Annotated in this window: 15 protein-coding genes; 4 read left to right on the forward strand and 11 right to left on the reverse strand. The window is 60.5% G+C overall.

Going from position 1 to position 14,583, the window contains the following annotated elements; translation table 11 throughout:
* Positions 1–121: 121 nt before the first annotated feature.
* Together J2X56_RS12690 and J2X56_RS12695 are read left to right on the forward strand one after the other, a co-directional pair.
* Positions 122–859 (forward strand): response regulator, encoded by a 738-nt coding sequence (locus tag J2X56_RS12690; RefSeq protein ID WP_199725008.1) that lies wholly within the window; start codon positions 122–124, stop codon positions 857–859.
* On the forward strand, positions 856–2,238 hold the full coding sequence (locus J2X56_RS12695; RefSeq protein ID WP_034338891.1) for an ATP-binding protein: 1,383 nt from the start codon (positions 856–858) through the stop codon (positions 2,236–2,238). Before J2X56_RS12690 ends, J2X56_RS12695 begins: the two co-directional genes overlap by 4 nt.
* Positions 2,239–2,327: 89 nt before the next feature.
* Here J2X56_RS12695 and trpS read toward each other — a convergent pair whose 3' ends face one another.
* From trpS to J2X56_RS12710, 3 genes are all read right to left on the reverse strand, one after another.
* The gene (trpS, locus tag J2X56_RS12700; RefSeq protein WP_121038601.1) at positions 2,328–3,368 is read right to left on the reverse strand and encodes a tryptophan--tRNA ligase; all 1,041 of its coding nucleotides are present in this window, start codon (positions 3,366–3,368) and stop codon (positions 2,328–2,330) included.
* Positions 3,369–3,643: 275 nt separating this feature from the next.
* On the reverse strand, positions 3,644–4,201 hold the full coding sequence (locus J2X56_RS12705) for a glycine zipper family protein (RefSeq protein WP_034332343.1): 558 nt from the start codon (positions 4,199–4,201) through the stop codon (positions 3,644–3,646).
* Positions 4,202–4,249: 48 nt separating this feature from the next.
* Positions 4,250–4,594, reverse strand: coding sequence for a hypothetical protein (locus J2X56_RS12710; protein ID WP_034332345.1), 345 nt, complete (start codon positions 4,592–4,594; stop codon positions 4,250–4,252).
* A 520-nt stretch (positions 4,595–5,114) separates the two neighbouring features.
* Between J2X56_RS12710 and J2X56_RS12715 the strand changes: the two genes are divergently transcribed.
* Complete coding sequence (locus J2X56_RS12715) at positions 5,115–7,208, forward strand: hypothetical protein (RefSeq protein ID WP_310160576.1); 2,094 nt, start codon at positions 5,115–5,117, stop codon at positions 7,206–7,208.
* A gap of 16 nt (positions 7,209–7,224) precedes the next feature.
* Entirely contained in the window at positions 7,225–7,809 is a 585-nt protein-coding gene (locus tag J2X56_RS12720) for a hypothetical protein (RefSeq protein ID WP_209568528.1), read from the forward strand.
* Between the two features lie 127 nt (positions 7,810–7,936).
* Here J2X56_RS12720 and fumC read toward each other — a convergent pair whose 3' ends face one another.
* From fumC to rpsP, 8 genes are all read right to left on the reverse strand, one after another.
* Positions 7,937–9,325 carry a class II fumarate hydratase gene (gene fumC / locus J2X56_RS12725; protein ID WP_310160577.1) on the reverse strand — a complete coding sequence of 463 codons (1,389 nt, stop codon included), beginning with the start codon at positions 9,323–9,325 and terminating at the stop codon, positions 7,937–7,939.
* Between the two features lie 185 nt (positions 9,326–9,510).
* Positions 9,511–9,861: a DUF3579 domain-containing protein gene (locus J2X56_RS12730; RefSeq protein WP_008327247.1), complete on the reverse strand. Its 351-nt coding sequence runs from the start codon at positions 9,859–9,861 to the stop codon at positions 9,511–9,513.
* Positions 9,862–10,169: 308 nt separating this feature from the next.
* The gene (locus J2X56_RS12735) at positions 10,170–11,129 is read right to left on the reverse strand and encodes a CobD/CbiB family protein (RefSeq protein ID WP_121038589.1); all 960 of its coding nucleotides are present in this window, start codon (positions 11,127–11,129) and stop codon (positions 10,170–10,172) included.
* Between the two features lie 163 nt (positions 11,130–11,292).
* Positions 11,293–11,964, reverse strand: a complete 672-nt coding sequence (locus J2X56_RS12740) for a CoA pyrophosphatase (protein ID WP_121038587.1) — start codon at positions 11,962–11,964, stop codon at positions 11,293–11,295.
* A 107-nt stretch (positions 11,965–12,071) separates the two neighbouring features.
* On the reverse strand, positions 12,072–12,455 hold the full coding sequence (rplS, locus tag J2X56_RS12745; protein ID WP_008327243.1) for a 50S ribosomal protein L19: 384 nt from the start codon (positions 12,453–12,455) through the stop codon (positions 12,072–12,074).
* Between the two features lie 181 nt (positions 12,456–12,636).
* A complete protein-coding gene (gene trmD, locus J2X56_RS12750) occupies positions 12,637–13,392 on the reverse strand; it encodes a tRNA (guanosine(37)-N1)-methyltransferase TrmD (protein WP_121038584.1) in 756 nt (251 codons plus the stop codon).
* A gap of 84 nt (positions 13,393–13,476) precedes the next feature.
* Entirely contained in the window at positions 13,477–14,097 is a 621-nt protein-coding gene (gene rimM / locus J2X56_RS12755; RefSeq protein ID WP_134134842.1) for a ribosome maturation factor RimM, read from the reverse strand.
* A 70-nt stretch (positions 14,098–14,167) separates the two neighbouring features.
* Positions 14,168–14,422, reverse strand: a complete 255-nt coding sequence (gene rpsP / locus J2X56_RS12760) for a 30S ribosomal protein S16 (RefSeq protein ID WP_204725181.1) — start codon at positions 14,420–14,422, stop codon at positions 14,168–14,170.
* Positions 14,423–14,583: the final 161 nt, after the last annotated feature.

The raw sequence follows: 14,583 nt of genomic DNA on the forward strand, positions 1-14,583 counted from the left end.
TTTGTATCGCTTTGTATATACGGGAGCTGCCCAGGTATCGTTTTATTTCTGCCCCGCCCCTTGTAAAGACCCGATACAAATCCGCCCTGCACGCACGGACAAGTTCGGCATAATGCGATCCATGGATACAAATACTCACATCCTCGTCGTCGACGACGACCGCGACATCCGCACCCTGCTGGCCGAATACCTGGACAGCAACGGCCTGCGCACCCTCACCGCCACCAATGGCAGCGAAATGCGCCGCGTGCTGGAAGAATCGCGGGTAGACCTGATCGTGCTGGACCTGACCCTGCCGGGAGAGGACGGCCTCACCCTCTGCCGCAACCTGCGCGCCACCTCCTCGGTGCCGGTCATCATGCTGACTGCACGCGGCGAGCCGCTGGACCGCATCCTTGGACTGGAAATGGGGGCCGATGATTACCTGGCCAAGCCTTTCGAGCCGCGCGAACTGTTTGCCCGCATCCGCAGCGTCCTGCGCCGCACGCAGGCACTGCCGCCCAACATGGCGCAGCCGGATGTGGCCACCATGCGCTTTGCCGGCTGGACGCTGGACCTCACCGCACGCCACCTGGTCAACAAGGATGGCGTGGTGGTGGCCTTGTCGGGGGCCGAGTTCCGGTTGCTGAAGGTATTCCTCGACCATCCCAACCGCGTGCTCAATCGCGACCAGTTGCTGGAGCTCACGCAAGGCCGCGAATCCGATCCCTTCGACCGTTCGGTGGATATCCAGATCAGCCGCCTGCGCCAGAAGCTGGGCGATGACGCGCGCACGCCGACCATCATCAAGACCGTGCGCAACGAGGGTTACGTGCTGGCCACGACCGTGACAGCCGAAGGCGCAGGCCGGACGGCATGAAGAATTTCATTGGCTCCATCGGCAACCGCATCTTCTTCCTGCTGCTGGGCGGAATCGTGGTGGCGGTATTCGCCACCAACTGGCTGGCTGGCAACGAGCGCCGCAATACCTTGCGCGAGCTGCGCTTCCAGCACCTGGCCGACCGTGTCGAACAGATCGTGCAGGCAGTGGACGACATCCCGCCGGCGCAGCGCCCCATCGTCCTGCAGGCCGCCACCAACTTCGGTTTCGAGGCACGCATGGTGGAGGACATGAATGACGCCATCGGGCCCAATGCCAGCACCAGCCCGCTGATAGAGATGCTGCAGGCACGCCTGGGCGAGGACCGCAAGATTGCCGTGCAGCGCGAGAGCGAGTGCCCGCCCCTGCGTGCCGACGACGGACGAGGACCGCGCCGCGATACCTGCCGCGTCATCTACATCAGCCTGCATGACCAGGCGCTCATGCGCCTGCGCCTGCACCAGCCGGGCGAGCCCCCTGCCCTGCGCGGGCGTGGGCCGGGCGGGCCGGCCGGGCTGTTCGGGCTGCAATACATTCTGCTGTTCCTGGTCCTGATCGCCATGCTGGCCTGGCTGGTGGCGCGCATGGCCACGCGCCCGATCCGCCAGCTGGCGCAAGCCGCTTCGCGCCTGGGCAGCGACATCGACCATGCACCGCTGCCCGAGACGGGACCGACCGAGATCCGCCAGGCGGCCCACGCCTTCAATGCCATGCAGGCGCGCATCCGCCGCCAGATCCAGCATCGTACCCACATGCTGGCGGCCATCACGCATGACCTGCAGACCCCGTTGACGCGCATGCGGCTGCGGCTGGAGAAGGTCACCGATGCCCCGCTGCAGCAGAAGCTCATCGACGACCTGGGCGTGATGCACGGCATGGTGCGGGAAGGACTGGACCTGGCACGCAGCATGGATTCCTCCGAGAAGATCCAGGCGCTGGATATCGATTCCCTGCTCGACAGCGTCTGTGCCGACGCCGCCGATGCCGGCCAGGATGTGGCCCTGCAAGGCAGCACCCGCGCCTTCGTGCTGGCCCAGCCGGGCGCACTGCGGCGCTGCCTGACCAACCTGATCGACAATGCCTGCAAGTACGGCAAGTCGGCTCGGGTGTCCATCGCGCTGGAACAGCAGAAGATCGCCATCCGCATCCGCGACCAGGGACCGGGCATTCCGGAGTCCGAACTGGAGGCGGTGTTCGAACCCTTCTATCGCCTGGAGGCCTCGCGCTCGCGCGATACCGGCGGTACCGGGCTGGGGCTGACCATCGCGCTCAATATCGCCGAGAACCATCACGGCCAGCTGCGCCTGCGCAACCTGGCCGAAGGCGGACTGGAAGTGCTGCTGGAATTGCCGCCGATGACGCCGACCAAAAATCGGTAAAAAACTTCACCCAGGCATGTAAAAAACCGCCGCAAACCCTGTTGGGATGCGGCGGTTTTCATTTATCGGCCAAAAAGCGCCGAGCCGGGTCACCCGAAGTAGTTCAGGCCCAGGGCGGCATTGACTTCCGACATGGTCTGCGCAGCCACGGCGCTGGCGCGTTCGGTGCCGCGCTTCAGGATGGCCAGCACCTCGCCGCGATCCTTGGCGAATTCTTCGCGACGGGTGCGGATGGGTTCGAGCATCTCCTGCAGGATCCCTTCCAGGCGGCGCTTGACCACGCTGTCGCCCAGGCCGCCGCGGGTGTAGTGGGCCTTCAGTTCAGCCACGGCATCGCGGTCCGGGTCGAAGGCGTCCAGGAAGGTGAAGACCACATTGCCCTCGACCTGGCCCGGATCATCCACGCGCAGGTGGTTGGGGTCGGTGTACATGCGGTGCACGGCCTGCTTGATCTCGGCCGGGGTCGCGCCCAGGGCAATCGAGTTGCCCAGCGACTTGCTCATCTTGGCCTTGCCGTCGATGCCGGGCAGGCGGCCGGTTTCGGAGAGCACTTCCTTGCACTCGACCAGCACTTCGCGGTCCACGGTGGCGTTGAATTTGCGCACCAGTTCATTGGTCTGCTCGATCATGGGCAACTGATCGCTGCCCACCGGCACCAGTTGGCCCTTGAAGGCGGTGATGTCGGCGGCCTGGCTGACCGGATAAGTCAGGAAGCCGGCCGGGATGTCGCGCTCGAAGCCGCGCAGGCGGATCTCTTCCTTGATGGTGGGGTTGCGTTCCAGGCGCGAAACCGTCACCAGGTTCAGCAGCACCATCGACAGCTCGTAGAGCTCACGCACCTGGGACTGGATGAAGATGGTCGACTTCTCGGGATCGATGCCCACGGCCAGATAGTCCAGCGCCACTTCGAGCACGTTGTCGGTGACTTTCTGGTGGCGGCCGACGTTGTCGGTCATGGCCTGGGTATCGGCCAGCAGCAGGAACTGGCGCGAGCTTTCCTGCAGCGCCACGCGCGACTTGAGCGAGCCGATGTAGTGGCCCAGGTGCAGTGGACCGGTAGGACGATCGCCGGTGAGGACGACGGGCAGGCTGCTGGTGGTGGGGGTGGAGCTCGTGGCGTTCGAAGACATGGTCATTCCTGATCGTTAATCTCTGGAATGCCGCCGGTCCCGAAGCTGAAGAAACAATGCCGCCGGAACCGGCGGCATCATGGTCACATGGTCAAGCTGTGTGAAAACGGGCCGCCTCGTTCAGGCGCGCCACCAATGCTGGGTTTTCGCAAGTTGATCTTTTCGGAAAAGCATGGCGGCGAGTATAGCACCGGCAGCGCGCCATGTTGCGTTGCATAAGAAAAAACCGCCTGCAAGGAGGCGGTTCAGGCGCTGGGCTCGGCTTGTGCGCGGGTTCAATACGCACCCGGTGGCGGACCGTAATACACCGGCGGCGGGCCGTAATACCCCGGGGGCGGCGGCGGTGCGTAGTAGCGCGGGCGATAGGTATAGACGGTGGTGGTCTGCACTGGCTGCTGCACCTGGTTGCCCTTGCTGTACATGCACTGGGTATAGGTCATGTCGTAGCGCTGCTGCATCGAGTAATTGCCTCCGGCGGCCGCGTTGCTGCCAGCGGCACTACCTACGAGCAAGCCGCCGCCGGCGCCGATGGCCGCGCCCGCACCGGCATTGCCCGAGGCCGCGCCGATGAGGGCACCGGCCACGGCACCCACGGCGGTGCCGACTGCGGCGCTGTTGGCGGCATTGTTCTGGGTCTGCGCGGCCTGGCCGCCGATGGCGTCCTGGGCGTATTGCTGGCATTGCTGCTGGTCGGCGCGGAACTGTTCGTAGGTCTTGTCCTTGCCGGGCATGGCCATCACCGACGGGCCGGTCGGCACGCTCACGCAGCCACCCAGCGCCAGCATGGCGCCGACGGCGGTCACGGTCGCGGCGGTCTTGTAGAGGGGTTTCACGATGTTTCCTTTATCGGGGATCGACGAATTACGTAGCTTAGGCAAGGCTTATTGCGGCGGCGTACTGCCCGGCACGCCCGGCGTATTGGGCACGACCTTCATCCAGGGGCTGGGGCAGTTCTGGACGTAGGGATAGTAGGACTTGGACTCGGCGCAGTAGTACCAGTAGTCCTGGCGCTGCGGCTCCACGTAGACCGGTGCGGGGGCCCGCTCCACGTAGACCGGCGGCGGGTAATACACCGGTGGCGGATAGTAGACCGGGGGCGGCACCCACACTGGTCCACCGATCACCACGCCACCATAGAAGCGCCCGTGCGCATAGGCCGAAGCGCTGGCGACCAGGCCGGCTACCGCCAGCACGCCACAGACGCCAATTGCCGCTAGTTTTTTCATGTTGTTGCCCTCGGGGGTGTCTCAGAATAGTTGGAAGGTCTGGAATGCTTGCCGGATGGCATCAAGGCCGCGTTCCCCACGCAGCCGTATCAGCCTGTAATCCTTGCCTGGTGCGGCTTGCAGACGCATCTGGCGCAGGAAAGCAATATACGCCGGGGCTGCGGTGAAATCTTGAGATGTTTCAATTCGTAACCCTAATCAACAGAGATATACACGGGGTTGAAAAGGCTTTGCAAGTTCGAAATAGCCAAGGCAAAACATGCAGGAGAGCTTGTCGTCGTTTTTCCGCTTCCTCCGCCTCGCTGCCATCACTATGGCTTCCACCAGATCGAAAAAATTCCGTTCACACGGCTTTCTTCGCCTCCGACCAGCCTGAACTGACGTTTTGCCTTCTAGTATCGCAAATTCGGCTCGTCCGCTTCGTGGTGTCCCATGATGATGTGAGCCGCCAGCTGCAGCATGTGGCACGCGCCTGCCCCCTGCCGCCTACCTACTCCTCAGCTTCGCCCAATTCAACACCATGATCATCACCTACCCCATTGAACTGCCGTATGTCGCTGGCAACGAGCAACGAGTCGTACCTGACACTCTTTTTAACAACAGCGGAATTCTCAGCGGTCCCTACCTGATTGGCAAGAACCGATTCTGGCACGGCGGCCTCCATATCCACCCCACCGACAGAAATGCGCCGATACGGGCAATCGCAGACGGTGAACTGGTCGCCTATCGTTACGATGCGAACGACACCTCAGATGCGTTTTTTAATCAATCGACCTATTCGCGGAGTTTTGTGCTGTTAAAGCATGAAGCGGAACTCGGCCAAACAGTCTTGGGAACGAGCAGCTTGGTCTTTTATTCCCTCTATATGCATTTACGTGCATTCCAAGAACTCAAAACGGGCCAACTTCCTGGTCTGAATTTCATCCGGAAAATCATCCCGGCCCGGCCGCTGGTAAAAGACGGGCAGCCCGTGTTTGACAAGAAGAAACGCCCGGTCATCGAACCAGCCCGCGAAGAGGTCATCGAGCCAACCGCGAATGGCGCAGTCATTTCCGGCATCGGCTCGGCACGCGTCCGCAGAGGCGACATCCTTGGTTATTGCGGGAGCATTCCCGACAACCTGACCACGCCATCCAAAGGCTTCCACTTTGAAATTTTCTTTGGCGACAACGCATTCCTCAAGAACGTGAACAAGACCATATGGGGAAAATGTCTGCTCACGCAGGCGCAATCCGTTCTGAATGACTTGCTGACCGAACAGATGTTTGCTGTAGATACCTCCATGCCTCTTGAAGTCGCGCCGCATCAGCCGGAGGGGGGTTATTACAAAATACGGATGAAAAGTGAACACTATTGGGTCAGCGAAGATCAGATCGCGGAGGAAATGGTCGAATCATCGTCTTTGCACCAAAAAGGCAAAAAACGTATCGTAAAGCAGTTCCTCCCCAAAACCGACAGCCTGATCGCGTTCGCCAACAACCCCCTTAAAAACGAGCACATCTTGCCGGCCGGAACGGTGGTGGTGCCATGGATGGCTCCATGGCTGAAGGATGAAGAGTTTATCAAGCGGGAGTATCGAGGAACATTCTGGATCCCGCTTTATGTGCCAGACAAGGACAGGCTGTACTGGACTAAAGCGGATGACATCAAGTTCACCAGTGACGCAGACTGGGCGGGCTTCCAGGCCTTTGCAGAGACAGCCGCTCAAAACAGTTTGGACGGCGTAATTGATGATGAAGGTCTACTAGCTCTGACAAAACCATCGACATCAGAAACTGATTCGTCGGTTGGCATCAATAGGATCGCTGGCAAAAACGAAGAAAAAATCAGCGGCCTGATCGCCAGTCATCCGACAGAATGGAGCAAGACGGACATTCCGGTTCGATTCCAGCGGGTAACCACAGATGAGTTCGGAGCTCAAAAACTCACCATGGATCAATTTGCCGCGCTGACGAAGCACATCGAACGTATTGCCTTCTGGGAAGATGTAGCGGGTCTTCCTGATTCCAAACGTGTCTGGCATGCACATCCCCTGCGATTCATCGAACAACTCGCAAAATGCATGTGGCTGAGTGAAGCTGAACTTATGCGGATCATGCCCAATACCGATCAGGAGACCTTCAAGACACATCGCATCAACCTCAACAAAACGATGCTGCAATGGGGCGTAACGGATCGTCTGGAGCAGGCTCATTACCTGGCGCAAGGCGTTCACGAATCAGCGGGGATGCGACTGATGACGGAACTCCCGTCAAAGTATGCCAGCAGTGCCTCCCGCTACAAGGGCAGAGGCTTTGTTCAAATCACATCTGAAATCAATTACAAGGCGTTCAACCTTTATCTGAATCGATACATCAGGACAGTCGATGTGGCCAGTGCCCCCGAAATTCTGAGTTCCGACTCTTACCTTTCGTTTACGGCCTCGTGCTGGTACTGGCGCACCAACGACGTAAGGCGATCTGCCAGAAAAGGCGAGTCGGAGGCAGTGGTTGACGAGGTGGGAAGAGTGATCAATCGCGGCCCCGGACGGAGAGATCTGCCTGAGTATCCGCCCCTTAGCAGAGAGGATCGGCTGGACAAATTCCGCTTGATCAGCAAATTGCTACTGAAGTGAGAAAAAAATGAAAAGGATGACATTCTCCATTTTTCTCGCTTTTTTCGTGCCCTGCGCTACTGTCGCCACAGACATCGAAAAGAAGAAGATAGCGCTCGTCAAGACGGTCCCCGCAAGCGGACGCATCAAAAAGGCGAACATCAAGATCGGAGCAATACTTCGGGAAATCACTCTTCCCCCTCCAGGAGCCCATCGACCTTCATTCTCCGTGGCGCAAACCAACTGGGGAGATGTTCAGATCCTTGCATTGACGCTGGATGCGCGGGGAAGAATCCCTTCCATCGCTTACTACGGCATTACCAAGACAAGCATCTGCTTCCTCGGAAATCATGCACCCCTCATGCTGGATACGCAAACCCGGCTTCTGGTCGAAGTCCTCTACGACAGCGCCAGCAAACAGATCATCAATCGCTACACCTACCAAGAATGCCAGATACGTCTGCATGATCAACTCATCGATCAGGCGATTGACACGCAATCCGCTGATAACATCAGACGGTCCGTAACGCGGGTGACTACCGATGCAGCACAACAACCCACGTGCGAATACGAAATCCGGCAAGGCAAGCCGGTCGGTGAAGATGCGTGCTTTGGCTTTTGAATAAGCAAGCACCGTCGCATGGAAGCAAGACCTGAAAGAAAACGGCCTTTTTCAAGGCCGTTTATGGTCGTAGCCCTGGGTAACTTAAAGCCTCCAACGCTCCTGCAACCAACTAACCATCTCACGCTCAACCCGGCCGCGTCATCTGCTCAGGCTTGATCCACTCGGCAAACTGTTCTTCCGTCACATAACCGAGCGCCAGCGCCGCCTGCTTCAGGGTAGTGCCGTCGTGATGCGCCTGCTTGGCGATCTTGGCAGCCTTGTCGTAACCAATGTGCGGGGCCAGGGCCGTCACCAGCATGAGCGACTTTTCCATCAGATCGCCGATGCGGCTGTGGTTGGCTTCGATGCCGCGCGCGCAGTGCTCCTCGAAGCTGGCCATGCCGTCGCCCAGCAAACGAACGCTCTGCAGGAAGTTGTGAATGATCACCGGCTTGAACACATTGAGCTCGAAATTGCCGCTGGCACCGCCAATGTTGAGCGCCACATCATTGCCGAACACCTGTGCGCACAGCATGGTCATGGCTTCGCATTGGGTCGGATTGACCTTGCCTGGCATGATGGAACTGCCCGGCTCATTCTCGGGAATGGTGATCTCGCCCAGCCCCGAACGCGGACCGGAAGCCAGCCAGCGAACGTCGTTGGCGATCTTCATCATGGCTGCCGCCAGGGTCTTGAGTCCGCCGTGCGCGGCCACCAGGGCATCGTGCCCGGCCAGCGCTGCAAACTTGTTGGGCGCGGTCTTGAAGGGGAAACCGAAGTACTTGGCCAGCTCGGCCGCCACGCGCTCGCCGAATTCGGGATGTGCGTTCAAACCAGTGCCGACCGCCGTGCCGCCAGCGGCCAGCTCGGAGATGGCATTGAGGGTGGCGATGATGGCCGACTCGGCATGATCCAGCTGGGCCACGTAGCCCGAGAACTCCTGGCCCAGCGTCAGCGGCGTGGCGTCCTGCAGGTGGGTGCGGCCGATCTTGACGATGTCGGCAAACTGCGCGGAATTGTCCGCCAGCGTGGCGCGCAGGGTGTGCAGCGAGGGAATCAGGTGCGTGGCCACCGCCATGCAGGCCGCCACGTGCATGGCCGTCGGGAAGATGTCGTTGGAGGACTGGCCGCGGTTGACGTCGTCATTCGGGTGGATCAGGCGATCCTCGCCGCGCACGCCGCCCAGCAGTTCGGAAGCGCGGTTGGCCAGCACCTCGTTCATGTTCATGTTGCTCTGGGTGCCGGAACCGGTCTGCCAGACCGACAGCGGAAACTCCAGCGGATGCTTGCCGGCGATGACCTCATCGGCCGCCGCGATGATGGCGTCGGCCTTCTTGCCGTCCAGCTTGCCCAGGTCGCGGTTGACGGCGGCACAGGCACGCTTGACGGCGGCCAGCGCCACGATCAGCTCGGCCGGCATGCGCTCGGTGGAAATGTGGAAGTGGTGCAGCGAACGTTCGGTCTGCGCGCCCCACAGGCGATCGGCAGGGACTTCGATCAGGCCAAAGGTATCGCGCTCCATGCGGTGGTTCATGATGCTGGTTCTCCGTGATGAGAGGGCCGCAGGCGGCCCGATGATCCCGTGAGACTCTGGCGCAAGCTGAAGGCTGAGTCACCGACGAGACCGACAAGATGACGTCTAGTGTAACGGCTGGCGGGACCGCCCGCAGGAAGCGGCGGCGTGAAGCTGGCGAGGGTACGGCAATGCGCGGCAGGCAATCAGCCGGCCTTGTTGTCCTTGGGCGGATCCGGCAGCACACAGGCCTCGACCACTTGCAGGTCGTTGTCCTTGGCGAAGTTGACCACGAAGTGATAGGCCAGCGGCTCCAGCTCGCGCAGGGCTTCGTTGACCACCACCGAGCGCACGCCATCGATGTGGGTGGGCAGCACGTAGGGAGAATATTTCAGGTGTGCATTGCGACCGCCACTGCCTTCGGGACGGAAGCACGACATCACGCCGCACAGGCGCTCCGCCCAGTCGCTGGGGCGGAACTGCCGGCCATCCGAGGTCTTGCCCAGGATGATGAATTCTTTGGCCGGTGCGTTTGCGGGTTTGATGGGATCAGCCATACATGCATTCTTCTAAAGCGCTTGCAACCGAATGCCCTTGTCCTGGTGGGACCGGAGCCCTGGAGTCCGCGGTGCCTCGGCGATCCACTGCCTGGGTGCCTGCGGTACTGAGTATTATATCTTATAGAAGACTTGGCTTCTACCGGTCTCCCCCGGCTACTGCGTGCCGCTCATGCCCTGCGGGCAAACCATGCATTCCTGCACGTGGCGGCCTTCTGAAGTGAAGTCGGAAGTATACCGGGTTGGCGGCAATCGCGTTCCCAAAAACAAAGCGGGCCTGAGCCCGCTTCTTGAATGACCAGTGTCGCCTAGCCCATCCACACTGCCACTGACAGCAGCAGCAGCAGGAACATCCACAGCAGCAAGGCGCGCCAGACCAGGCCCACGGTGCTCTGCAGGGTGCGCGGCGAGGGGGTATCGCCGGGCAGGCCGTCGGTTTCTTCCGGCATGGAATCGACCGTGGCAGCATCGGCCGGCAGGATGATGCCGGCGGCCGCTTCCTTCTCGGTACCGAAACGCACGCCCATGGCGCCGCCACCGGCGGCCAGGATGATGCCGGCGGCTTCGTCGTCCCAGCGGCTGGCGAAGTTGCGCCAGGCATAGATGGCATCCTCGAAGTTCCCGACCACGGCGAAGGCAGCGGCCGTCAGGCGCGCCGGAATCCAGTCGATCCAGTAGAAGGCCTGGGCGGCAAAGCGGCCGAAAGCTTCATATTTCATGTGATCCGGCTCGTTCCAGGCGCGCGAGAGGTATTCAGCCACACGGTACATCACCGCCAGCGCCGGGCCGACCGGCATCAGGAACCAGAAGAACACGCCAAAAACGTGACGATGCGTGGTGATGAGTGCGCGCTCGGAGGCGATGCGTGAAATTTCGCTCACATCCATCGCCGTGGTGTCCTGCTTGGTCCATTCGGCCAGCAGGGTGCGGGCGGTCATTTCGTCGCCCGTGTTCAGGGCCAGCTGGATGGAGGTGAAGTAATGGCTGTAATGGCGGAAGCCCAGGGTCATGTAGACCACCAGCACGTTCCAGGCAAAGGCCGCCACCAGGCTCACATGCAGCAGCAGCCAATAGATCAGCGCCACCGGCACCGTCAGCGCCCCCACCATCACCACCCAGCCCAGGCGGCCATGATGAGCGTGCCCGGCGTTGAACCAGCCTTCAATGGTGGCCGCGAAAGACTTGATCGACGCGTATACCGGATTGTCTGCGCGCAGTGGTTTGAGTTGTTCGATTAACAGCGCAAAGAGAATGGAAAGAAATGTCATCAAGCTGCCTTAGGTGTCTCTGTAGCCCGTACGATAGCGCAGTGCAAGAGGGGAATCAAACAATTGATTCGTTGATCACAATCAAGAGCGTGATGTCACGGATTTTTACTTATTTGAACATTAAAAGCGACATTGCGTATCTGCGAGGCGACAAATGCTGCCACTAGCTGCGCAGGAAGTGGTACAGGTTGCGCAGCATGCCCGCAGTCGCGCCCCAGATGAAGTAACGGTCATAGGGCATGGTGTAGAAACTGCGCCGGCCTACCGGTGCCGGCAGCTCGACCGAGCGGCGCTGATGGTTCAATCCATCCATGAGGAAAGCCAGTGGCACTTCGAAGATCTCGGCCACTTCGCGCGGGTCGCCCACGGCCTCGAAAGGCGGCTGTATCAGTCCGGCCACGGGCGTGACTCGATAACCGGTGCCGGTGAAGTAATCGGGCAGCGAGCCGATGACTTCGATGTGCTGGCGCGCCAGGCCGATTTCCTCTTCGGTCTCACGCAGGGCGGTCTCGATGGCCGAGCCGTCATAGTCCTCGCGGCGGCCGCCGGGGAAACTGATCTGTCCCGCGTGATCCTTCAGGTCAGCCGTACGTTGAGTGAAGAGTACCGTCATCCCCTCCTCCCTCAGCACGATCGGGATCAGCACCGAAGCGAGCCGGAAGCGTCCTTTGGACTCGGCCAGGCGCGCCATCTGGTCGCCGCTGTGCTCGGGCTCCCAGCGCGGCGGGTCGGCGAAGCGCTGGCGCAGCCAGTCGGCATTCAGGCGCGCGGCCTCCAGCGCAGTTTCGCCGGCGACGGCATCTACAGGCAGATTGACGGGATCGAAACTGGCCACGTTGTGCTCGCTTGATCGTGAGGTTGTCAGGACTTCAATCGGGTGTCAGAAACGAAAAAGGGGCGTCGCGAGACACCCCTTTTCCTGACGCATCAACAGGCGACCGATTACTCGGCAGCAGCAGCCTTTGCCGCACGGCTGGGCAGCTTTTCCTTGATACGTGCCGACTTGCCCGAACGTTCGCGCAGGTAGTACAGCTTGGCACGACGCACGTCACCACGACGCTTGACTTCAATCGAGGCGATCAGCGGCGAGTACAGCTGGAAGGTACGCTCAACGCCTTCGCCCGAAGAAATCTTGCGGACGATGAAGTTGGAGTTCAGACCACGGTTACGGCGGGCGATAACGACGCCTTCGTAAGCCTGAGCGCGCTTGCGGGTACCTTCAACCACGTTCACGTTGACAATCACGGTGTCGCCGGGGGCGAAGTCGGGAATGTTCTTGGCGAGACGCGCGATCTCTTCTTGCTCGAGTTGCTGGATCAGATCCATTTTTTGCTCCTGTAACCATCTTGCCGGCGCCATTGCCACGAGGGCGGATTGTAAAGCCCGGTAGAGGATGGGGTTTCAAACACGGTGACATCGGCCACCGCACGGTGCAGGTCCGTTGCCGGGCCTGCGGTACTGCATTTGCTGCTAAAACTTCACTCGGGCGATCTGCTCGCGTGCCGGCTTACTGCTGCGGCAAACTGCCCAGAAATTTTTCATCGGCCTTGCTCAGCAAGCCCTGCTCGCGGGCCCTGACAATGAGGTCGGGACGCTTGCTCTGCGTGGCTTCCAGTGCCCGCTGCCGGCGCCATTTCTGGATCTCGGCATGGTGCCCACCCAAGAGGATGGACGGCACCGGTTCACCTTCATAGACTTCTGGACGCGTGTAATGGGGCGAGTCCAGCAATCCGTTGACGAAACTGTCTTCCACTGCCGAGGCACTGTCGTTGAGCGCACCCGGCAAGAGCCGGATCACTGCATCCATCAGCGCCATCGCCGGCAATTCACCTCCGGAGAGGACGAAGTCCCCGATGCTGATTTCCTCGTCCACGCACTTGTCGAGCAGACGCTGGTCAATTGCTTCATAGCGTCCGCACAGCAGCACCGCCCCGCTGTCCTGCGACAGCCGCACCACGCGCTCATGCGTCAGCGGTGCGCCCTGCGGTGACAAATAGATCACACGCGGCCGAGCCAGACCCAGCGCTTGCTGCCGCTGCTGCGCCGCCTCGATGGCAGCCTGCAGCGGCTTGGCCAGCATCACCATGCCGGGGCCACCGCCATAGGGACGGTCATCCACGGTGCGGTGATTGTCAGTGGTGAATTCACGCGGATTCCACAACTGCAAGCCCCAACGCTGCTGCTCCAGCGCCCGGCGGGTAATGCCGGACTGTGTCAGCGCGGCGAACATCTCGGGAAACAGAGTGACGACATCAAACTGCATCACGCCTCCATTTCCTGGGTTCTTTTGAATCGTTTGAATCTGCTCACATCAGCGAGCCGGAAAAGAAAAAACTGACCTTGAAGGTCAGTAATCCTTGTCCCAGTCGACGATGATCTTTTTTTCGCTCTGCTGCACCGTCTTGACGAACTGGTCGACAAACGGAATCAGCAGTTCGGGCGCCGCCGCGGATTTCTCCTTGGCACCCTTCTTCGGCTTTGCGTCGGCAGCGGGTTGCGGTTGCGGCTCGGGCGCAGTTTCCTGCACCGGGGCCTTCACCACCAGAATGGGATGGGCGCCGTTGTCCATCATGTCGGACACCACGCCCAAGGCTTCACCCTGGAGATTTTCCACTGCCGAGCCGATCAGATCGACCCAGTAGAATTCATTGTCATCCAGCGCCGGGAAGTGCTTGCGGGAGATGGAGACCACCGTTCCCTTCATCGCTTCGGCCGCATTGCGGTCCGCTACCCCGGTCAGGCGCGCAACGACATCGCCGCTGTGCCCCTTGGACTGCATGACATCGACATCCTGCTTGGGCTGGCCGGATTTCTCCAGCCACCAGGTCTTGGCATTCAACAAGGCATCTGCCTCGGAAGAATAAGGACGCACGCGAATCCAGCCCTGGATTCCGTAGGCTCCGGTCACATGGCCGACGGTCACGAGATCGTCGGGTGCGGAGAACCCCGCTTGGGCTGGATGAGTCATGAGTACACCAGACCTGTTCTTCATCCATGCGCCAGCAGAACCGGCGCGGAATCAGACAGGAAAACCTGTATTAAGCAGCAGCCTTGGAACCGGCTTCAGCGACCAGGCGAGCAACGGTCGGCGACAGTTGTGCGCCAACGCCTTGCCAGTGAGCCAGACGGTCAGCAGCGATACGCACGGCTTCTTCCTTGCCGGAAGCGACCGGATTGTAGAAGCCGATGCGCTCGATGAAACGGCCATCGCGACGATTGCGCGAGTCGGTTGCAACGATGTTGTAGAAGGGGCGCTTCTTGGCGCCGCCACGAGCTAAACGAATAACGACCATAATGGTTCCAGTAAGAATACGGACACGGAAAAGCCGCAGATTATAACGGACTTCCGCGCACCCGGGCAAGTTGCTTGGCGCTTTTGTGCCATAGACCAACGCACAACGCCCGGCAAACTCCCCAAAACACGGCAAAAGTGATGTCTTTTGGCATGACTTTT

Origin of the sequence: Herbaspirillum sp. 1173 (genome assembly GCF_031455335.1) — a bacterium.
In the GTDB taxonomy this organism is placed as follows: domain Bacteria; phylum Pseudomonadota; class Gammaproteobacteria; order Burkholderiales; family Burkholderiaceae_D; genus Herbaspirillum; species Herbaspirillum huttiense.

Excerpts from the sequence above, each read along its gene's own strand:
- J2X56_RS12690 (WP_199725008.1), top strand. The coding sequence starts at position 122 with ATGGATACAAATACTCACATCCTCGTCGTCGACGACGACCGCGACATC.
- J2X56_RS12695 (WP_034338891.1), top strand. The coding sequence starts at position 856 with ATGAAGAATTTCATTGGCTCCATCGGCAACCGCATCTTCTTCCTGCTG.
- trpS (WP_121038601.1), bottom strand. The coding sequence starts at position 3,368 with ATGTCTTCGAACGCCACGAGCTCCACCCCCACCACCAGCAGCCTGCCC.
- J2X56_RS12710 (WP_034332345.1), bottom strand. The coding sequence starts at position 4,594 with ATGAAAAAACTAGCGGCAATTGGCGTCTGTGGCGTGCTGGCGGTAGCC.
- J2X56_RS12715 (WP_310160576.1), top strand. The coding sequence starts at position 5,115 with ATGATCATCACCTACCCCATTGAACTGCCGTATGTCGCTGGCAACGAG.
- J2X56_RS12720 (WP_209568528.1), top strand. The coding sequence starts at position 7,225 with ATGACATTCTCCATTTTTCTCGCTTTTTTCGTGCCCTGCGCTACTGTC.
- fumC (WP_310160577.1), bottom strand. The coding sequence starts at position 9,325 with ATGAACCACCGCATGGAGCGCGATACCTTTGGCCTGATCGAAGTCCCT.
- J2X56_RS12730 (WP_008327247.1), bottom strand. The coding sequence starts at position 9,861 with ATGGCTGATCCCATCAAACCCGCAAACGCACCGGCCAAAGAATTCATC.
- J2X56_RS12735 (WP_121038589.1), bottom strand. The coding sequence starts at position 11,129 with ATGACATTTCTTTCCATTCTCTTTGCGCTGTTAATCGAACAACTCAAA.
- rplS (WP_008327243.1), bottom strand. The coding sequence starts at position 12,455 with ATGGATCTGATCCAGCAACTCGAGCAAGAAGAGATCGCGCGTCTCGCC.
- trmD (WP_121038584.1), bottom strand. The coding sequence starts at position 13,392 with ATGCAGTTTGATGTCGTCACTCTGTTTCCCGAGATGTTCGCCGCGCTG.
- rimM (WP_134134842.1), bottom strand. The coding sequence starts at position 14,097 with ATGACTCATCCAGCCCAAGCGGGGTTCTCCGCACCCGACGATCTCGTG.
- rpsP (WP_204725181.1), bottom strand. The coding sequence starts at position 14,422 with ATGGTCGTTATTCGTTTAGCTCGTGGCGGCGCCAAGAAGCGCCCCTTC.